The organism is Plantactinospora sp. B6F1 (genome assembly GCF_040120695.1).
Taxonomy (GTDB): Bacteria; Actinomycetota; Actinomycetes; order Mycobacteriales; family Micromonosporaceae; genus Plantactinospora.
Genome location: NZ_JBEEAC010000025.1, coordinates 27,688 through 47,267, shown reverse-complemented (window position 1 = coordinate 47,267; position 19,580 = coordinate 27,688). Strand labels below are relative to the sequence as shown.

The window sequence follows — 19,580 nt, the reverse complement described above, 5'->3', positions numbered from 1 at the left end:
GGGTCACGACCGGACCGGGTCGGTCAGCCGTGTTCCTTCTGGTACCGCTCGTACGCCTCCTGCACCTTCTCCATGTAGGCGTCCATGTTCTTGCCCTTGAGCTCGGTCAGGTAGGCGTCCCACTGGGCGAGGTCACGCTGGCCGAGGATGAACTGCAGGGTCGCCTGGTAGACGAAGTCCTTCAGCGGCGTCTGCCAGAGCGACACCTGCTCGCGCTCTTCGTCGGTGAACGGGAACGGCGGCATCACCGGTCGCGGCGTCCGGGCGTTCATCACCTTCTGGAACTCCTGCTCCTCTGCGGAGAAGAAGCCCTGCACCAGCTCGGGCTTGCCGCCGTAGGCGAAGACGCCGTTGTAGAACCCGAAGTCCTTCTGGAGGTGCTTGGGCGCGTCGGGGTGCAGCCCGATGACGTTGACGTCGGGGTGCAGGGTGGGCTTGCCGGCGGCGTCCTTGACGAAGGTGGTCCCCTCGACGCCCCACTTGGCGAACGTCTGCCCGTCGTCGGAGTAGAACAGCCAGTCGATGAACTGCATCATCGCGACGAAGTTCTTGCTGTCCCGGGCCTTCTTGGAGATCATGACGCCGTTCTCCAGCCGGCTGGCCGGGTTGATCTCGCCGGCCGGACCGATCGGCAGCGGGATCTTGGTCAGCGTCGCCTTCGGCAGCGTCTTCGCCAGGTCCGGACGGTAGTCGTTGACCAGGGTCTGTGCGTTGCTGCTGATCACGAACGACTTGCCGTTGGCGAGCTTCTGCCGGGCGTTGTCGTCGGTCTGGGTGAAGCTCTCCGGGTCGAGCAGCCCCTCCTTCACCAGCTTGTTGAGGTAGGTCAGCATGTCCCGGTACTTGTCGCTGGCCGCGGTGTAGAAGAGCTTCTTGGCGTTCGGGTCCCAGCTGACGTGCTGGAAGTTCCAGCCGGCGCCCTCCAGGCCGTACGAGGCGGCGAGGATGTTCAGCAGGTTGCCGGCCGGGTTGGGCTGGCTGAACCGGTCGGAGAACGGGAAGGTGTTGGGGTACTTCGCCTTCATCGCCTTGAGCACGGTGTAGAGCTCGTCCCAGGTCTTCGGGATCTCCAGGTTCAGTTCCTGCAGGATGTCGGTCCGGATCGCCAGCGAGTAGTCGTGCCAGGGCTTCTCGTGTAGCCCGGGCAGCAGGTAGAACTTGCCGTCCGCCTGGCGGCGCTGGTTGATCTCAGGAGCCAGGTTCCACTTCTCGATCTTGTCCTTGAAGTTCGGCATCAGGTCGAGGTAGTCGCTGACCGGCAGGATGGCGCCGGAGGAGACGAAGGTGTCCTCCTGGCTCGGGTAGGTCTTCGGGATGATGAAGGGCGCGTCGCCGGCACCGATCAGCAGGCTGCGCTTCTGCTCGTAGTCACTCAGCGGTACCGCGACCGGCTCGATCGTGACGTTGGTCCGCTTGGTCAGCTCTGTCCAGAAGAGCCAGTCTTCCTTCAACGGATAGTTCGGGTGGTTGTTGTAGAGAAGGGAGAAGGAGACCGGCTCGGTCGCCTTGAACTGCTGGTTGACGCCGAGTTCGGCCATCGCGCCGACCCGGTTCTCCGAGAGGTCCTCGGACGTGGATTCGTCGCCACTGCCGCAGGCGACGAGGGAGAGCGTGAGCGCGCCGGCAGCGACCACCGCTGCTCGGCGCCGGGCTCGTTGGAACATCAGGCTTCCTTTCGCTGGTGGTTCGTGGTTTCGACGGCTCACCCCCGCCTGCCGGGCTATCCCTTCACCGCGCCGAGCATCACGCCCGACACGAAGTACCGCTGCACGAAGGGGTAGACCAGCAGGATGGGAAGGGTGGTGAGCACGATGGTCACGGCCTTGAGCGTCGCCTCGGCCTGTACCTCGTTCGCCTCGTTGATGGCGCCGACGTTCTCCGCGCCGACGGCCCCGGCGATCAGGTTGCGCAGATAGACGGTGACCGGCAGCAGATCCTGCCGATCCATGTAGAGGAAGGCGGAGAACCACGAGTTCCAGAAGGAGACCGCGTAGAAGAGGATCATCGTGGCGATCACCGCCTTCGACAGCGGCAGCACGATCCGCAGCAGGATCCCGTACGTGTTCAGGCCGTCGACCGCGGCGGCCTCCTCCAGATCAACCGGCAGGCTCTCGAAGAACGCCTTCATGACCAGCAGGTTGAACACGCTGATCGCGTTCGGCAGCACGATCGCCCAGATGGTGTTCGTCATGCCCAGGCTGCTGATCAGGACGTAGTTGGGGATCAGGCCGCCGTTGAAGAACATGGTGAAGACCGCCACGCCGATCAACGCCGTCCGGCCCTTGAGGTGGTGCTTGGAGAGCACGTAGGCGAAGCAGGTGGTCAACGCCATCGCGATGAGGGTGGCGACGACGGTGTAGACCACGGTGTTCCGGTAGTTGGTCCAGAACAGCGAGTCCTTCATCACCAGCTGGTACGTGTCGGTGTTGAACCCACGCGGCACCACGCTCACCCGACCGGCGATGATGTACGCCTCGTCGCTGAGCGACCGGGCCACGATGTTGAGGAAGGGGTACAGCGTCACCACCACGACCCCGGTCAGCACGATGGCGTTGATCACTTGGAACACCCGGTAGCCCCGGGTGTCCTGGATGCCGCGCCGTCGCCGGGGCCGGCCGAGCCGCTCGGCGGCCCGCTCCGGGTCGGCGGTCTCGGGCCGGGCGGTTTGGGAGTCCACGGTCACCACAGGCTCGTCCCCACTGTGCGACGGGAGATCGCGTTCGCCGACAGGATCAGGGTCAGCCCGATCACGGCCTCGAACAGTCCGATCGCGGCGGCGTAGCTGAAGTTGCTCGACTGGAACGCCATCCGGAACAGGTAGGTGGAGATCACGTCCGCTGTCGGGTACGTCAACGGGTTGTAGAGCAGCAGGATCTTCTCGAAGCCGACCGCCATGAACGTACCGATGTTGAGGATCAGCAGCGTGACCATCGTGGGCCGGATGCCGGGCAGGGTGACGTGCCAGGTCTGCCACCACCGGTTGGCGCCGTCGATCCGGGCCGCCTCGTAGAGGTTGTCGTCGATCGTGGTCAGGGCGGCGAGGTAGAGGATGGTGCCCCAGCCGACCGTCTGCCACACCTCGGAGGTGACGTAGATGGTCCGGAACCACTCCGGCCGTTGCAGGAACGGGATGGCGTCGCCACCGGTGAGCTTCACGAGCTGGTTCACCGTGCCGTCGGTGGAGAGCAGCTGCATCACCATCGCGGCCACGATCACGATCGACAGGAAGTGCGGCAGGTAGGAGACCGACTGGACGAACCGCTTGAGCTTGCGGGTCCGGACCTCGTTGAGCAGCAGCGCCAGGATGACCGGCAGCGGGAAGCAGACCACCAGGGTCAGCGTGCCCAGGATCAGGGTGTTGGTGAAGACCTCCCAGAACGTCGGGTCGGAGAGGAACATCTTCACGTAGCGCAGGCCGACCCAGTACTCGCCGAAGATGTTGCCGCCGGGCCGGAACCGGCGGAACGCGATGATGTTGCCGAGCATCGGCAGGTACCGGAAGATCAGGAAGAACAGCAACGGCAGGATGGCAAGCGAGTAGAGCTGCCAGTCCCGGCGGATCGCCTGCCGCCACGTCCGGCGGTGTTTGCGGGAGCGGCGGCCGGTCTTCCCACTGCCCGGCCGATCGGGCTCGACGGTGACCGGCGGTGGGCCCGCGGCCGTGGGTGCACTCATCCTCGTACCTCCGCAGCGGTGGACGGGAACGTGGGGGCCGGCTCGACCCGGGCCGGCGACAGCAGGCGGCGCAGGTGGCCGACCTCGCGTTCGGGGCCGGTGAGGCAGAGCCGGATCGCCGCGACCTGGTCCCGGCTGGAGCGGCCGAACCGCAGCTCCACGTCGCCCGGCTCGACGATCCGCCGGCCGTGCAGCCCGGTGAAGGCGGCGACGTCGGCCGGGACCACGAACGTCGCGTACGCCGCCTGGCCGGCCGCGAGCGGCACCCGGGTGTAGCCGACCAGCCGGACCACCGGCCGGGTGGTCTGCGCGACCGGATCGTGCAGGTAGAGCTGCACCACCTCGGTGCCGGCCCGGGAGCCCGTGTTGCGCACCGGGATCCGCACCGTCACCTCGCCGTCGACCGGCCAGCCGGTCACCCGGTCCGGGTCGGCCCCGGGCAGCCCGTCAGGCCCGACGACCTCCGGGGCACCCCACTCGAAGGTCGTGTAGCTCAGCCCGTGCCCGAACGGGAACGCCGGGGTCGGGTCGACCGAGGAGACCTCCGAACGGTGACCCAACGGCGGGGCCAGATAGGTGGCGGGCACTCCGCCGGTGTCCCGGAGGACGCTCACCGGCAGCCGCCCGGACGGGTTCACCGCGCCGGTGAGCACCTCGGCGAGCGCCTGCCCGCCCCGCTGGCCGGGGAAGAACGCCTGCACGACGGCGGCAGCTGGGTCGCACTCGGCGCCGAGGGCGTACGGCCGGCCGGCCAGCAGCACCAGCACCACCGGGGTACCGGTGGCGAGCACCGCCGTCACCAGCTCGGCCTGTACGCCCGGCAGCCGCAGGTCGACCGCGTCACATCCCTCGCCGGAGGTGCCCCGCCCGAACAGGCCGGCCCGGTCACCGACGGCGAGGACGCAGACGTCGGACTCCCGGGCCGCCGCCACCGCGTCGGCGAAGCCGGAGGTGTCGTCGCCGGTGATGTCGCAGCCCGGCGCGTACCGCAGCCCGGGGTATAGCTGGCCGAGGGCGTCGCGCAGCGAGGGGATCTCCACCCCGAGCCCGTGCTCGGGAAACCGCACCCCGATGTGGGCGGGGAAGGTGTAGCAGCCGAGCATGCCCATCGGGTCGTCGGCGAGCGGGCCGACCAGCGCCACCCGCTGGCGCGGGGCGAGCGGCAGCACGCCGTCGCTGTTGCGCAGCAGCACGACGGACTCCCGGGCCAGCCGCAGCGAGACGTCCTGGCTGACCTCGTCGTCCAGGCGCAGCAGCTCGACGTCGTCCGGCACCGGCCGCCAGTCCGCGTCGAGCAGGCCGAGTTCGGCCTTCTGGATGAGCACCCGACGCAGGGCCCGGTCGATCAGCGCCTCGTCGACCCTGCCCGCGCGTACCGCCTCGACCAGCGGGGCTCCGAAGGCGTCCACGGTGGGCAGCTCGACGTCGATCCCGGCCCGCAGGGCGAGCCGGGCCGCGTCACCGCCGTCGGCGGCGACCCGGTGCAGCGTCTGCAGGAAACGGACCGCGAAGTAGTCGGCGACCACCGTGCCGGTGAAGCCCCACTCGTCCCGGAGCAGGCCGGTCAGCAGGCTCTCGTCGGCGGCGACCGGTACGCCGTCGATCTCGGAGTAGGAGTTCATCACCGAGCGGGCGCCGCCCAGGCGCAGCGCCATCTCGAACGGCGGCAGGATGACGTCGGCGAGTTCCCGCTGCCCCATCGGCACCGGGGCGAGGTTGCGACCGCCCCGGGATGCCGAGTAGCCGGCGAAGTGCTTCAGGGTCGCGACGACACCGCCGCCCTCCAGACCCCGGACGTACGCCGCGCCGATCGTGCCGACCAGGTACGGGTCCTCGCCGATGGTCTCCTCGGTCCGGCCCCACCGGTAGTCGCGGGTCACGTCGAGCACCGGGGCGAGGCCCTGGTGCACCCCGGCGGCGCGCATCGAGCGGGCCATCCGGCCCGCCGCCTCCTCGACCAGCTCCGGGTCGAAGGAGGCCCCCCAGCTCAGCGGCGCGGGGTAGACGGTGGCCCGCCAGGCGGCGAAGCCGGTGAGGCACTCCTCGTGGACCTGGGCGGGGATGCCGAACCGGCTGGACGCGACGATCTGTGCCTGGGAGGCCGCCAGCGAGCGCGCCCCGGCGACCGGGTCGACCGGCGCGGTGCCGAACGGGCGGGTGAGCTGGCCGAGCCCGTGCCGGATCACGTCGTCCCACTCCGGTGCGGCGTCCATCATCTCGAACTGGTGCGGGGCGACGCCCTCGCCGGAGGCGTCGGCACCGACCCACACCCCGACGAGTTGGGCGACCTTCTCGTCCAGCGTCATGAGGGGGATGAGTGCCTCGGCCCGCTCGGCGGCGGAGAGTCGCGGATCGCGCCACGGCGCGGCGATGTCCGTCGTGGCCTCCTCGGCCACGGGCAACTGGCTCTTCATGCGACCCCTTCGGGCAGACCGTGGCACTGTCCGGTCGGGGCAGTGTGGCGGTCAGGCCGGCGAATCTTCGAAACTTTCGGCAATATCTGCGTTACCTGTGCGGGGCAACCTATGTGTCCCGGCGAAGATGTGTCAAGGGTCTCTGAACTGCTGGATCGGCGACCTGATCGCATATCGTGCCCGGAGTGGCCCGGAGGGTCAGTCGAAGCCCACCGCAAGATCGAACCACGGTCGGTCATCCCGGTGTTAAGGTTTCGCACCGAAAGTTTCGGATAGTTGCGGAGGCTGTCGATGACGAGATCCCGGCGGATCGTCGGTACCGGTGCCGCGACGATCGCGACCATCGCCGACGAGGTCGGGGTCTCCCTGACGACCGTCTCCAAGGTGCTCAACGGCCGCTCGGACGTGGCGCCCGAGACCCGGGCCCGGGTCGAGGCCAGTCTCGAACGGCATCGGTACCGACGCCGCGCGAAGCGCCAGTCGACCGAGGTGGAGCAGATGGACCTGGTCTTCCACGAGCTGGCCTCGGGCTGGGCGACCGAGATCATCCACGGGGTGCAGGCGGTCACCGAAGCCGCCAAGGTCGATGTGGTGCTGTCCCAGTTGGGCGGCCGGCACCGGCCCTCGCAGCAGTGGCTGGAGGGGGTGCTGCTGCGCCGGCCGCTCGGCGTGCTGCTGGTGCTCTGCCACCTGACCGAGCCGCAGCTGCAGCAGCTCCAGCGCCGGTCGATCCCGCTGGTGGTGGTCGACACGGACAGCGCGACCTCGGCCTCGGTGCCGACCGTCGGCTCCAACAACTGGAACGGTGGGCTGCTCGCCACCCGGCACCTGCTGGAGCTGGGCCACCGCCGGGTCGCCTGTGTCTCCGGTCCCGAGGACGTGCTGTGCAGCCGGGCCCGGACCGCAGGCTTCCGCTCCGCGCACGACGACGCCGGCATCCCGGTCGACCCCACGCTGGTCCGGTACGGCATGTTCTCCGCGCACGCCGGCTACCAGCACGGGATGGAGCTGCTGACCCGTCCGGACCGGCCCACCGCGATCTTCGCCGGCTCCGACATGCAGGCCCTGGGGGTGCTCCGCGCCGCCCGGCAGCTCGGCCTGGAGGTGCCGACGGATCTCTCGGTGATCGGCTACGACGACCTGCCGGTGGCCTCCTGGATCGGCCCCGCCCTCACCACGATCAACCAGCCGCTGCGCGACATGGCCGGCACCGCGACGCAGATGCTGCTCGATCTGGCCCGGGGTGCGGAACTGTCGACCACCCGGATCGACCTCGTCACCGAGCTGGTCGTCCGGGAGAGCACCGCGCCACCCCGACAGCCGGACTGAGCACCGGCCGCCCCGCCGTCTCGGTACCGGCCGCCCCGCCGTCTCGGGCCCCCGCCGCCTCGCCACACTGTGTGCCGGCCGCCCCGCGGGCCGTCTCGGTGCCGGCCGCTCCGACGCCTCTGCCGGCCGGCTCGATCCGCCGCCGTCACCAGTCCGCGTCCTGACACACCTTGTGCGTGGTGGGCGGCTCGATCTGCAGGGTGCAGTGGTCGATGCCGAAACCGTCGTGCAGCCGGGCGCGCGCGGCGGCGAGCACCGGAGCGACGTCGGCGCCGGGAGCCAGCGCGAGGTGTGCGGAGGCGACGTCCATCCCGGAGGTCAGGGTCCAGACGTGCAGGTCGTGCACTCCGGCGACTCCGGGTACCTCGGTCAGGCTGGTCGCCACGGCGGCGACGTCGATGTGCGGCGGCGCGGCCTGCACCAGTACCCGTACCGCGACCCGGGCCAGTTGCCAGGTCCGGGGGAGGATGAACAGGCCGACGGCGACCGCGACGAGCGGGTCGGCGTAGCGCCAGCCGGTGGTGGCGATGACGACGGCGGCGACGATCACCCCGACCGAGCCGAGCAGGTCGCCGAGCACCTCCAGATAGGCGCCCCGGACGTTGAGGCTCTCCCTGGCACCGGCGCGCAGCAGCAGGAACGCCACGATGTTGGCGGCCAGGCCCACGACGGCGACCGCCAGCATCGGCCCGGCCAGCACCTGCGGCGGGTCGTCGATCCGGCGTAACGCCTCGACGATCACGAAGATCGCCACACCGGAGAGGAGGACGGCGTTGGCCAGGGCGGCGAGCACCTCGAGCCGGTAGAGCCCGAAGGTGCGTTGGCCGTGTCGGGCCGCCCGGGTGGCGGCGGTGATCGCGGCCAGGGCCAGCCCGATGCCGAGCACGTCAGTGAACATGTGCCCGGCGTCGGAGAGCAGCGCCAGCGAGCCGGTCCACCAGGCCGCGCCCGCCTCGAGCAGCAGGACGCTGCCGAGGACGGCCACCGCCGCCCAGAGCGGCCGGCGGTGGCGCTCGCCGGCCCGTATCGCCTGGCCGCCGTGGTCGTGGCCCGCGCCCATCTGTCCAGCCTCCCGCCGTCGAGGTCGTCGGGAGACAAAATATGCGGACATTGCAATGTGTGCAAGTTGAAACTGGATGCCGATGCCGATGCCGATGCCGATGCCGATGCCGGTGCTGGCCGGTGCCGACGAGCGCCGGGTAACCCCTGGTCACCCGCCTCGCTCACCGGCGACCGGACCCGTCAGGCGCTCTCCCGGAGGATCAGCTCGGACGGGTACGCGGTGGCCGGCGGAACCCAGGCCCGGTCGAGTACCGCCATCGCGGCCGCCGTGGCGATCTCCTCGACCGGATGGCTCGCGGTGGTCAGGGTCGGCGCGCTCAGCGCGGCGAACGGCACGTCGTCGAAGCCGGCCACCGCGATGTCGCCCGGCACGTCGATCCCGCGCCGCCGCAGCACCGCCAGCACCCCGAGCGCCATCGCGTCACTGTTGGCGAAGACCGCGTCGGTGTCCGGCCAGCGATCCAGGATCGTCAGCATCGCGGCCTGGCCGCCGCCGGCGGTGAAGTCGCCCGGCACCAACCGGCTCGGCAGCCCCGCCGCGCGCATCACCTCGTGGTATGCGGTGACGGGCCGCCGGGTGCAGGGCATCCACTCCGGGCCGCTGATCATCGCGATCCGGCGGCGTCCCGAGGCGAGCAGGTGCTCGACGATGGTCCGGCCCGCGCCGCCGTTGTCGACGTCGAACGACGGTACGTTCCGGGCGCCGATGCCGATCGACACCGCGCGACCCTCCAGCGCGGTCGGCACCGCCTCCAGGATCAGTTCGGTAGTGTTGATCATCAGCACCCCGCGGACGCCACGGTCCTCGGCCAGCTGCCGCAGTCGGGCGGGCGCGTGCAGCGGCAGCCACTCCAGGGCGACCCCGACGTCCCGGCGCGCGCAGACCTCGGCGACGGCCCGCACCACCCGGTCGACGTACGGGTCGTGCAGCACCGTCGGCACCGCGCCGGCCACCGCCACGACCAGGCGCACTCCGGCGCCGGTGGCCAGGGCTCGGGCCGCCGGGTCGGGCGCGTAGCCGAGCTGCGTGGCGGCCGCGACGACCCGGTCCCGGGCGGTCTCGGAGGCGGCGCCGTATCCGGCGATGACCCGGGAGGCGGTGGACCGGGAGACTCCGGCGGCCCGGGCCACGTCCTCCAGGGTGGCTCGGCGCGGGGGGCGGCTAGGCACGCCGGCTCCCCGGCGCGACCGGACACGGGCATGGTGGGGCGGCGACGTAACGACCAGGCTGACGCATGGGCAAATGATGCACCCGCGAGCTATGCGTCGGCTAACCGGTCGTGGCCGCAACGGCGCGACCGCCCCGGCCAAGCCGCCGAGCCGAGCCGGCCCGCCGGCCCGCCGTTTGCGCCCGGCATGCCCGCTGTTTCCAGGCGGCCTCCCCGCTGTTTCCGGGCGGCCTCCCCGCTGTTTCCGGGCGGCCTCCCCGCTGTTTCCGGGCGGCGGGGCGGGACGAGCGCCATGTCCGCCGTTTCCGGCTTGTGTCGAGAGCGGTCCCAGGGGTGCGATCAGTGGACCCTTCCCGGGACGGTGCGGGTCGTGCGGGAAGCCGAGAAGCGGAGGTCACCAGGTGAACACGTCCGCCGGCAGCGTCCGGCCATCGGTCGTACCGAGGGAGGTCCTTACCGCCCGGACCGGCGTCGCCGTGGTCTTCGGACTCAACGGGCTGGCCGTCGCCTCCTGGTTCGCCCGCGTGCCGGCGGCCCGGGACGCACTCGGGCTCACCCCGGGACGGTTGGGCCTGCTGCTGTTGGCGCTCTCCGCCGGCGCGCTGCTGGCGCTGCCGGTCGCCGGGATGCTGACCCAGCGGCTGGGCACCGCCCGCACGGTCGGCGCCTCGGCCGTGCTGGCAGCGCTCGGACTGGCGCTGGCCGGGATCGCCGCCGGAAGCTGGCACGCGGTACCCGCCGTCGCGGTAGGGCTGTTCGCCGTCGGCTACGGCTCCGGCACCTGCGACGTCGCCATGAACGTCGAGGCGGCGGCGGTCGAACGGCGGCTCGGCCGCACCGTGATGCCCCGGTTCCACGCCGCCTGGAGCCTCGGCACCGTGGCCGGGGCGATCGCCGGGGCCGGCAGCGCCCGTTTCGGCGTACCGATCGGGCTGCACCTGGGGCTGGCCGCCGCCGTGATGCTCGCCGGTACGCTGCCCGCGGTCCGGTCGTTCCTGCCGCGCCGCGCCGTCCCGCGGCCCGATCCGGCGACCGGCCCCAACCGGGCCGCCGGCGCGCTGGCCGCCTGGCGCGAGCCGCGTACCCTGCTGATCGGCCTGCTACTCCTGGTGATGGCCTTCACCGAGGGGACCGCCAACGACTGGCTGGCACTGGCCTTCGTGGACGGACACCGGGTGACCGACGCCGTCGGCGCGCTGGCGTTCGGGGTCTTCGTCGCGGCGATGACGATCGGCCGCACCGTCGGCACGGTCGCGCTGGACCGCTGGGGTCGGGTACCCGTGCTGCTCGGCACCATCATGCTGGCCGCGATCGGCGCCACCGTGGCGGTACTGGCCGGTTCGTGGCCGCTGGCGCTGGCCGGGGTGCTGCTCTGGGGGCTGGGCACCTCACTCGGCTTCCCGACGGGGATGAGCGCGGCGGCCGACCAGGAGGACCGGGCCGCCGCCCGGGTCAGCGTGGTGGCGGCGATCGGCTACACCGCTTTCCTGGCCGGGCCGCCCCTGGTCGGCCTGCTCGGCGACCGGGTCGGCAGCCTCCGGGCCCTGCTGGTGGTGCCGCTGCTCCTGCTCCCCGCACTCCTCCTGGCGCCGGCCACCCGCCCGCCCGCCGAGGCGCGGGCCGAACAGCAGGACGACGACGGAGGCTGCCTCTCCGTCCCCGGCGCCGAACCGGTTGACAGCTGGGCCGAACCGGTTGACAGCTGGGCCGAACCGGTCCGCAGCCGGGCCGAACCGGTCGACGGCCGGGACGGGCCCGCCGACCGGTCGGCGCCGGTCAGCTCTCCTTGACGTGCCAGCGCTGGTGGAGGCGCCGCAGCGGGGCGGGCGCCCACCAGTTGGCCCGGCCGGCGAGCCGCATCACGGCCGGCACGAGCAGTCCACGGATGATGGTGGCGTCCACCAGGATGGCCAGGGTCAGGCCGATCCCCATCAGCTTCAGGAAACTCATGCCGCTGACCGCGAAGGCGGCGAACGAGACGGCCAGCAGTACGGCCGCGGCCGTGATCAGTCGGCCGGTCCTGGCCAGCCCGGTGGCGATCGCCCGGACGTTGTCGCCGGTGCGGTCGTACTCCTCCCTGATCCGGGAGAGCAGGAAGACCTCGTAGTCCATCGACAGCCCGAACGCGACGCAGAACATCAGGATCGGCATCGACACGTCGAGCTGGCCGGTGGCGGTGAAGCCGAGGATCCCGGAGAGATTTCCCTCCTGGAAGATCCACACCATCGCGCCGAAGGTCGCGGTCAGCGACAGCAGGTTCAGCAGGATCGCCTTGACCGGGACCAGGATGCTGCCGAAGACGGCGAAGAGCAGTATCGCGGTGGCCGCCGCGATGAGCGCCAGCGCCAGCGGCAGCCGGTCGCCGATCGCGGCCTTGGCGTCCACGAGTTCGGCCGCGTCGCCGCCGACGCCGAAGTCGAAGGGCGGGTCCAGCGCCCGGATCTCCTCGACGAGCCGCTCGCCCTCGGCGGAGCGCAGCACGACGGAGGGCACCACGCTCAGCCAGGCGCCGGCCGGCGCGGCGTGCGGGGTCACCTCGACGACCCCGTCGAGCGCGCCGACCTGGCCGGCGAAGATCGTCACGGCTGCGGCGTCCGCGCCGTCGGCGTCGACGCCGGGCAGGGCGATCCCGAACTCCTCGGTCCGGTTGCCGGCGAACCCGGTCTCGATCGCCTCGACGACCTGCCGGGCCTCGCTCGACGGCGGCAGCGCCTGGTGCGACGGCAGCCCCGGGTCGACCCGGAGGAAGGGGACGCCGAGCGCCAGCAGGAAGACCACCACTCCGGTCGCGACCGGTACCGGCCGGCGCATCACCGCGTTGGCGAGCCGGTACCAGAAGCCCGGGCTGGTCGAGAGCCCGGTCGAGTGGCCCGGCCGGACCGGGGCAGGGCGACGTGACCGCAGCGACCCCGCGTTCACCCTCGGCCCGAGGACCGCGAGCAGGGCTGGCAGGGTCAGCAGGGCCCCGGCCGCCGCGCAGACCACCACCGCGACCCCGGAGTAGGCGAACGAGCGCAGGAAGGACAGCGGGAAGACCAGCAGCGCCGAGAGCGAGACGGCCACGGTGAGCGCCGAGAACGCCACCGTACGGCCGGCGGTCCTGACCGTCCGCACCACCGCCTCGTACGTCGGCCGGCCGGCGGCCAACTCCTCCCGGAACCGGCTCAGGATGAACAGCGAGTAGTCGATCGCCAGCCCGAACCCGAGCCCGGTCATCAGGTTGATCGAGTAGACCGAGACCTCGGTGAGCTGCGTGATCCCGAACAGTGCGAGGAACGCGCCGAGCACCGCGATCACCGCGACGGCCAGCGGCAGTGTCGCCGCCACGATCCCGCCGAAGACGACCAGCAGCAGGAGCAGCGTCGCGGGGACCGCGATCAACTCGGCCCGAACCAGGTCGCTGTCGAGTTGTTCGCCGATGGCCTGGTCGATCGCGTACCCGCCGCCCACCCGGATGGTGAGCGGGCCGCGGTCTCCGGCGTACCGCGCCGCGATGCCGGCCGCCGCCGCCTCGACCTGCTCCTCGTCTCCGGCGAGGTCGACCACGACGAGCGCCGCGTTGCCGTCGGTCGAGCGCAGCGCCGGCCGCCCGCCCGTCGACCAGTACGAGGTGATCCCGAGCACTCCGGGATCGTCGGCGAGTTCACCGGTCAGCGCGGCACCGGCCGCCGCCACCGCCGGATCCTCCAACCCGTCGGCGGCCTCGACCAGCAGCACGAGTTCGGGCCGGGGGGCGCCGATCTCGGTCAGGAAGGCTTCGGCCCGGGTCGACTCGGCGTCCGGGTCCGCGAAGCCGCCCCCGCCGAGCCGGCTGAAGACCCCGGACCCGGCGGCACCGGCGGCGACGACGAAGAGAACGGTCAGTGCCAGTACCAGCCGGCGACGGTGGACGACGAAGTGACCGAGTCTGCGGAACACGGCGATCTCCTGGGGTTGGTGGGACAGGGCTGTCGCAATCGTCGGTTCCGGGCCGGTCCGGCCACATCGGACCGACGAACGCTTCGGTCCGGGGCCGCCGGCCGGATCGACCCGTACCGGGGTCCGGGGTCGGGGCGTACCCCGGGACGGGGTGTCCCGGGCCGGCCCGGCGGTAGTCTGCGGGCGTGGAGCAGACGGGGCTGCGGGCCTGGGGCGACTCGTTCGGCACCGGGCTGGCGTTTCCGCTCGCGGCCCTGGCCGCGGCGCTGCTCGTCTTCCTGACCACCGGCATCACCGTCGGCCTGGTCGGCACGCTCGTCGTCGCCCTGCTGCCCTGGGCGCTGCTGGCCGGCCAGGTCCGGGTCGGGCCGTGGCCGGTGGCGGCGCTCGGCGTCGGCGTGCCGGCGCTGGTCACCTTCTGGTACGACGCCCCCGGCGCCGTCTTCCTGGCCATGCTCGCGGTGGCCTGGCTGGCGGCGACGGGCCGGTCATGGGCGGCTGAGACGGTGGCAGTGGTCGGCACGGCCGCCATCCCGGTGGCGCTGGTCGCGGTCGACGGCGAGTGGCGCGAGGACTATCCCGCCGTCGTGTTCTTCGGCACCGGGACGCTGTTCACCTGGTTGATCGGCCGAGTCCTCCGGCGGGAACGGCGGCTCGTCGCCGCGCTGACCGAGGCGCAGGACCGGCTCGACGTCGCCGCCGCCGCGGCCGAGCGCCGCCGGATCGCGCACGACGTGCACGACGCGATCGGGCACGGGCTCACCGTCGTACTGCTCAACCTGGTCGGTGCCCGGCAGGTGCTGGACCGCGACCCGGCGGCGGCGGCCGAGGCGCTGGACCGGGCCGAGCGGGTCGGCCGGGACAGCCTGCGGTCCGTAAGGGCGATCGTCGGCCTGCTGCGCGATCCCGCCGAGAGCGGTGGCGCGCAACCGCCGGCGCCCGGTGCGGCGGACATCGAAGCCCTCGTCCGGGATGCGGCCGAGGCCGGCCTGCCGGTCCGCACCGAGCTGGTCGGCGACCTCGGGTCCGTCGACACCTACACCGGGCTCGCCGCGTTCCGGATCGTGCAGGAGGCGGTCAGCAACGTGCGGCACCACGCCCCCGGGGCCGAGGCGGTGGTCCGGATCGTCCGGCGCCCCGACCATCTCGCCGTGTCGGTACGCAACGGCGCCCCGCCGCGAACACCCGCCCCGCCGCGAACACCCGGCCCGCCCCGGACAGCCGGTCCGGCCGGTCGGAGTGGCGGTACCGGGCTGGACGGCATGCGCCAGCGGGTCGACGCGCTCGGCGGCACCGTGTCGGCCGGCCCGGACGGCGACGGTTGGCTGGTCGAGGCGTCGCTGCCGATGCGCCGTACCGGCGTGGAGGTGCCCGGGTGATCCGGCTCGTGCTCGTCGACGACCAGGAACTCGTCCGGGCGGGACTCCGGCTGATCCTGTCGGCCCACGACGACCTCGCCATCGTGGGGGAGGCGGCCGACGGCCGGGCCGGGGTCGACCTCGCCGGCCGGTTGGTCCCGGACGTGGTACTGATGGACATCCGGATGCCGGTGCTGGACGGGATCGAGGCGACCCGGCGACTGGCCGGCGCGGCGGACGCGCCGCCGGTGTTGGCGCTGACCACGTTCGGGGACGACGAGGTGCTCTGGGGTGCTGTCGAGGCCGGCGCGGCCGGGTTCGTGTTGAAGGACGCGCCCGCGGCGGAGCTGGTCGGCGCGATCCGGGTCACCGCCCGGGGCGGCTCGTGGTTCGACCCGCAGGTCGCCGCGCGGGTACTGGCGCTGGTCCGGGGCCGGCGCGCCGGCCGGCCGGCCTCCTCGGTTGCCGCGTTGACCGGCCGTGAGCTGGAGGTGCTCCGCCTGGTGGCGTCGGGCGCGAACAATGTCGAGATCGCCGCCTCGCTGCATCTGAGCGAGCGGACCGTGAAGGGGCATGTCTCGGCGATCTTCCTCAAGCTCGGCGTCCGGGACCGGGCCGGCGCCATCGTCCGGGCCTACGACGCCGGCATCGTCCCGGAACGCTGACCCGGAACGGGCGCGGCGTCGCGCCACTGGACCGGGGTCACCCCGTGCTCGGCCCGGAAGCGTTTGATGAAGTAGCTGACGTCGGGATAGCCGACCCGACGGCTGATCGCGGCCACGGTCAGGTCGGTTTCGCCGAGCAGCAGACGCGCCTGCCGCATGCGGCGCTGCGCGATCCACTGCTGGACGGTCCGGCCGGTCTTCCGGCGTACCACGGTGGTCAGGTGCCCGGCGGTGAGCGCGAGTTCGGCGGCGACGTCGGCGAGCGAGATGGTCTCGTGGTAGCGCTGCTCGATGACGTCGAAGACGGCCGCGAGCAGCGGCTCGTCCGCGGACCTGAGCTGGTCGGCGACGCCGGTCGGGAGCCGGGCCGCGGCCACGAGCAACAGGGTCAGGTGGGCGAGGGCGGCCTCCTGGTGACCGTCGCGCCGGGCCCGCAACTCGGCGTCCAGCGCGGCGAACCGCTCGACCCAGCCCGCCCGGTCGGCCGGCGGGATGCGCAGCCGCTGCGCCCGTTCCGTGCCCCGGGCGAACGGGAAGAGCAACGGGTGGGTCCGCCACGACGAGTAGGCCCCGGACATTCCCGGCCGTACCACGTCGGCCGGGAACCACACGGTCCAGCCGTCGGTGGCGACCTCCTCGAACGGGTGACCGACCGAGATGACCTGGCCCGGGGCGATGACGAACAGGTCGCCGTCGGTCACCGCCCAGGTCCGGCCGTCGATCAGCACCGTCCCGTCGGCCCGATGCGCGTAGAAGAGCACCAGGAAGTCGTGGGTGTGCGTGCCGTCGGTGGCCGGGTCGGCGGCCGGCATGCGGTGCGGGACCCGGGCCACCGCGACCGGGACGGTTCCGGGTACGTGGCCGAACCCGATGACCGGCACCCCCTGGCCGGTCACTCCGACGGTCCGGGACGGTGGAACCGAAGTTTGTCGCATCCGGCCCACAGTTTCGCCATTGTCCGTTGCGTCGCGGCTCATGACGCTGAGAGTACGACTGAACTTCATCGGATATCGGAGCGTGACATGATGGGACACTCCCACACCGACCACGAGCGTTCCTACCTGCCCGCCATGGGCAAGGACTGGCTGCTTCCCCTCTACGACCCGTTCATCCGGCTGGCGGGCGTCGGACGCGTGCACGGGCAGCTTCTGGACCGGGCGGATCTGCGGCCCGGCCAGCGGATCCTGGAAATCGGCTGCGGGACCGGCAATCTCCTGCGGGCGCTCGGGCGCCGCGTCCCGGACGTCGAGGCGGTGGGCATCGATCCGGACCCGGCCGCGCTGCGCCGCGCCCGTCGCAAGGCGACCCGGAGCAGGCTGCCGATCCGGTACGAGCGGGCGTTCGCCGACGAACTGCCGCTGCCCGACGGCGGCTTCGACCGGGTCCTATCCGCGTTCATGCTGCACCACCTGGCCGAGGAGGACCGGATACCCGCGCTGCGTGAGGTCGGCCGGGTGCTGCGACCCGGTGGTGAACTGCACGTGGTCGACATCGACGGCACGCCGTCCGGGCACGGCCCGGGCCGCCTGCACCGCAATCCCCGGGTGATGGGCAGCCTCCCCGAGCGGGTACTGGCCGCGCTGGCCGACGCCGGCCTGACCGGCGTCGCGGAGAACGGTCGGGGCAGGGCCTGGTTCGGCCGGTACGTCTTCTACCGGGCCGAGGCACGCCAGCGCGGGTGACTTCTACCGGGCCGAGGTAGGTCCCGCACGACAGGTATCGGGTCGGAAATCGTCAGCCGGTGATCGTCGCGGCTGTTCTGCCGTCGTGGTCCGGTCCGGCCCGCTCCATGCCGATCGCAAGGGTTGCCAGCTTTTCCAGTGCGCTGTTGAGATGGACGATCTCGTCCTCGGTGAGGGCCGCGAGGAAGGCGGTGTTCCGGGCCCGCGCCGCGGCGATCAGACCCTTGTAGGTGCGCATTCCGGCCGGCGTCAGGGAGATTGGCGAACTGTTGCCGGGGCCGCTGGAAGCTGCTCGCGCACATCAACGAGGAACTCGACCAGCCGATCGCCCCGCAGGTCCGCAGCGCGCTGCGCGAAGCGAGCTGGCTGGACGAGGAGCGCACCGCGGCGGGAGGCCCCGATGCGTGACCCGTCGGCGATCGTCGGCAACAGCACCGGCTGGGCGCCCTTCACCTGCGAACGCTGGCGGGCCGAGCGGGTCCGCGAGGTGTCCGGCCTCGCCCAGCACCCCTATCTGCCGGCCGGCGACCGGCCCGAACTGGTGCCACCGTCCTTCCTCAGCGCCCAGTACGTCGACGCCTTCGCCCTCGGCGTCCCCGACGCGCCCGCCCGGCTCAACGGCGGGAACGCCTGCCGCTGGCTGGCCGAGGTACGCGTCGGCGACGCGCTCGAACGCACCTCCACGGTGGTCGACGCCGAGGTCAAGAGCGGCCGGACCGGCCGGCTGGAGCTGTACACCATCGAGACGGTGTACCGCCGGGCCGGCTCAGGATCGGCGAGGACGCCGACGACCGGATCGCCCGGCGCTGCGCCGCCGAGTATCCGCGGGCGAACAACCCGACGCCGATGACCGTCGACGCGCTGCGCCGGCTCGTCCCGGCGATGCGTACCGGCGAGGTGGGCGCGGCGTTCGAGGCGGCCTAGGCGATCTCGATGTGGTCGAGTTCCGCCCACCGGCTGCGATGGTTCAGCCGCAGGGTGTTGAGGCCGGCGGCGAGGGTGACGCTGACCGCCACCTGCCGCCAGTTCTCCCACCCGGAGTTCGGATAGTCGACGACCTGGCTGGCGCCGCCGTTCACCGTCAGCGTGTGCTGGGCGTCGCCGTACCCGGCGGCATAGCTGAGGTACGCGGTGTAGCCGCCGGCCCGTGGGGCGAAGACGCTCACCTCGACCCAGCTGTCCGGATGGTCGAGGTACGCCACCACCTGGCCCTGGGAGGCGCTCGCGGTGCTGCGTACGGCACAGTTGTGCAGTACGCCGCGCTCGGCTTCGTAGCGGACCCTGCTGCCCCGGACCACGGGATATCCGCCGCTCCAGCCGAGCGCCGCCACGTACATGCCCCGGGCGGTGTTCCCGGGCAGCCAGCCGTGGAAGACGATGGAGTCGCCACCGGGCTCGCGCAGCACGTCGGCGCCGCCGGGGCCGGTGACGTGCCCGTCGGTGGTCGCGGTGGTGATCAGTGACCGGTACGCCTTGGTGTACGGGCCGGTCAGCGAGGTCGAGGTGGCGTAGCTGGTCTGGTATCCGGCGCCGCCGTAGCCGCCGAGCGAGTAGAACAGCACGTAGCGGGAGCCGACCCTGGTCAGCACCGGCGCCTCGATCACGCCGGCCTCCTCCGGGCGGTCGTTGCGCAGCAGTTCGACCCGGGAGCCCTGCATGGTCAGCCCGTCGGCGGCGACCCGTTGCAGCCAGAGGCTGGTCGGCTGCCCGATCGCGTTGCCGTCGTCCTTGTAGAGCAGGTAGCGCACGCCGGTGTCGTCGACGAAACTCGACGCGTCGATGTCTCCGCCCTCGCCGCCGTTGCAGACCAGCGGTGCGGTGCCGACCGGGCTGAACGGGCCCAGCGGGGAGGTGGCGACCGCAGCCCCGATGCACTGCCGTCCGACGGCCCGGCTCCGGGCGGTGTAGTAGAGCAGGAACGTGCCGTCGGCCCGGGCCGAGACGTCCGGTGCCCAGGTCAGGCCGCCGCTGGCCCAGGCGCCGAGATTCGGCAGCGCGTCCGGCCGCCGGGTCCACGGTCCGGCCAGGGAACTGGCCGTGGCGACCGGGACGTTCCCGTGGGCGCTGTTGGTCGAGTACGCGTAGTAGGTGGTGCCGTGCCTGATCACGTCCGGATCGGGGAAGCCGCTGCCGATGACGAGCGCGGCCGGTGTCGTCGCGGCGGTGGCGACCCCGGGGGTGACGAGCACTGGGCTGGCCGCGAGCGCGGCGACCGCGAGAGCGAGACCTCGGAGCATAGAAAATTCTAACTTCCCCGATCCCGTACGTGAAGGATTTCTCCACGGCGGAGTCGGCGGTGGTGACCTTG

General features: G+C 72.1%; 17 protein-coding genes. 7 read left to right on the top strand and 10 right to left on the bottom strand.

Features of this window, described 5'->3' with window-relative positions:
- Positions 1-23: 23 nt before the first annotated feature.
- The 4 genes from ABNF97_RS25690 to ABNF97_RS25675 are packed head-to-tail and all read right to left on the bottom strand — an operon-like array spanning position 24 to position 6,089.
- Positions 24-1,664, bottom strand: a complete 1,641-nt coding sequence (locus tag ABNF97_RS25690; RefSeq protein ID WP_130463571.1) for an extracellular solute-binding protein — start codon at positions 1,662-1,664, stop codon at positions 24-26.
- Positions 1,665-1,720: 56 nt separating this feature from the next.
- Positions 1,721-2,683, bottom strand: a complete 963-nt coding sequence (locus ABNF97_RS25685) for a carbohydrate ABC transporter permease (protein WP_349340083.1) — start codon at positions 2,681-2,683, stop codon at positions 1,721-1,723.
- Positions 2,680-3,675, bottom strand: a complete 996-nt coding sequence (locus ABNF97_RS25680; protein ID WP_130463570.1) for an ABC transporter permease subunit — start codon at positions 3,673-3,675, stop codon at positions 2,680-2,682. The genes ABNF97_RS25685 and ABNF97_RS25680 overlap by 4 nt, the downstream gene beginning before the upstream one ends.
- A complete protein-coding gene (locus ABNF97_RS25675) occupies positions 3,672-6,089 on the bottom strand; it encodes a beta-xylosidase/alpha-l-arabinosidase (protein WP_130463569.1) in 2,418 nt (805 codons plus the stop codon). The genes ABNF97_RS25680 and ABNF97_RS25675 overlap by 4 nt, the downstream gene beginning before the upstream one ends.
- Before the next feature lie 291 nt (positions 6,090-6,380).
- Here ABNF97_RS25675 and ABNF97_RS25670 point away from each other — a divergent pair, with 291 nt between their 5' ends.
- Positions 6,381-7,418, top strand: a complete 1,038-nt coding sequence (locus ABNF97_RS25670) for a LacI family DNA-binding transcriptional regulator (RefSeq protein ID WP_349340082.1) — start codon at positions 6,381-6,383, stop codon at positions 7,416-7,418.
- Positions 7,419-7,563: 145 nt separating this feature from the next.
- Here ABNF97_RS25670 and ABNF97_RS25665 read toward each other — a convergent pair whose 3' ends face one another.
- Both ABNF97_RS25665 and ABNF97_RS25660 read right to left on the bottom strand, forming a co-directional pair.
- Entirely contained in the window at positions 7,564-8,478 is a 915-nt protein-coding gene (locus ABNF97_RS25665; protein ID WP_130463567.1) for a cation diffusion facilitator family transporter, read from the bottom strand.
- Positions 8,479-8,660: 182 nt separating this feature from the next.
- On the bottom strand, positions 8,661-9,650 hold the full coding sequence (locus ABNF97_RS25660) for a substrate-binding domain-containing protein (protein ID WP_130463566.1): 990 nt from the start codon (positions 9,648-9,650) through the stop codon (positions 8,661-8,663).
- Between the two features lie 400 nt (positions 9,651-10,050).
- On the opposite strand from ABNF97_RS25660, the gene ABNF97_RS25655 reads away from it, so the two are divergent.
- The gene (locus ABNF97_RS25655; RefSeq protein WP_349340081.1) at positions 10,051-11,439 is read left to right on the top strand and encodes an MFS transporter; all 1,389 of its coding nucleotides are present in this window, start codon (positions 10,051-10,053) and stop codon (positions 11,437-11,439) included.
- On the opposite strand, the gene ABNF97_RS25650 is transcribed toward ABNF97_RS25655, so the two are convergent.
- Complete coding sequence (locus tag ABNF97_RS25650) at positions 11,426-13,567, bottom strand: MMPL family transporter (protein WP_349340080.1); 2,142 nt, start codon at positions 13,565-13,567, stop codon at positions 11,426-11,428. The two genes, ABNF97_RS25655 and ABNF97_RS25650, sit on opposite strands and share 14 nt — an antisense overlap.
- Positions 13,568-13,752: 185 nt before the next feature.
- Between ABNF97_RS25650 and ABNF97_RS25645 the strand changes: the two genes are divergently transcribed.
- Positions 13,753-14,946 carry a sensor histidine kinase gene (locus tag ABNF97_RS25645; RefSeq protein ID WP_349340079.1) on the top strand — a complete coding sequence of 398 codons (1,194 nt, stop codon included), beginning with the start codon at positions 13,753-13,755 and terminating at the stop codon, positions 14,944-14,946.
- The gene (locus tag ABNF97_RS25640; protein WP_130463562.1) at positions 14,943-15,590 is read left to right on the top strand and encodes a response regulator; all 648 of its coding nucleotides are present in this window, start codon (positions 14,943-14,945) and stop codon (positions 15,588-15,590) included. Before ABNF97_RS25645 ends, ABNF97_RS25640 begins: the two co-directional genes overlap by 4 nt.
- On the opposite strand, the gene ABNF97_RS25635 is transcribed toward ABNF97_RS25640, so the two are convergent.
- Positions 15,560-16,471 carry a helix-turn-helix domain-containing protein gene (locus ABNF97_RS25635; RefSeq protein WP_130466094.1) on the bottom strand — a complete coding sequence of 304 codons (912 nt, stop codon included), beginning with the start codon at positions 16,469-16,471 and terminating at the stop codon, positions 15,560-15,562. The two genes, ABNF97_RS25640 and ABNF97_RS25635, sit on opposite strands and share 31 nt — an antisense overlap.
- Positions 16,472-16,612: 141 nt before the next feature.
- Between ABNF97_RS25635 and ABNF97_RS25630 the strand changes: the two genes are divergently transcribed.
- A complete protein-coding gene (locus ABNF97_RS25630; RefSeq protein ID WP_130463561.1) occupies positions 16,613-17,272 on the top strand; it encodes a methyltransferase domain-containing protein in 660 nt (219 codons plus the stop codon).
- Positions 17,273-17,324: 52 nt separating this feature from the next.
- On the opposite strand, the gene ABNF97_RS25625 is transcribed toward ABNF97_RS25630, so the two are convergent.
- The gene (locus ABNF97_RS25625; protein WP_349340078.1) at positions 17,325-17,510 is read right to left on the bottom strand and encodes a hypothetical protein; all 186 of its coding nucleotides are present in this window, start codon (positions 17,508-17,510) and stop codon (positions 17,325-17,327) included.
- Between the two features lie 20 nt (positions 17,511-17,530).
- On the opposite strand from ABNF97_RS25625, the gene ABNF97_RS25620 reads away from it, so the two are divergent.
- Together ABNF97_RS25620 and ABNF97_RS25615 are read left to right on the top strand one after the other, a co-directional pair.
- On the top strand, positions 17,531-17,680 hold the full coding sequence (locus ABNF97_RS25620; RefSeq protein ID WP_349340077.1) for a hypothetical protein: 150 nt from the start codon (positions 17,531-17,533) through the stop codon (positions 17,678-17,680).
- Positions 17,673-18,122, top strand: coding sequence for an FAS1-like dehydratase domain-containing protein (locus ABNF97_RS25615; RefSeq protein ID WP_349340076.1), 450 nt, complete (start codon positions 17,673-17,675; stop codon positions 18,120-18,122). Before ABNF97_RS25620 ends, ABNF97_RS25615 begins: the two co-directional genes overlap by 8 nt.
- Positions 18,123-18,192: 70 nt before the next feature.
- Here the strand turns inward: ABNF97_RS25615 and ABNF97_RS25610 are convergent, their stop codons facing one another.
- On the bottom strand, positions 18,193-19,509 hold the full coding sequence (locus ABNF97_RS25610) for a family 43 glycosylhydrolase (RefSeq protein WP_130463549.1): 1,317 nt from the start codon (positions 19,507-19,509) through the stop codon (positions 18,193-18,195).
- Between the last annotated feature and the right edge of the window lie 71 nt (positions 19,510-19,580).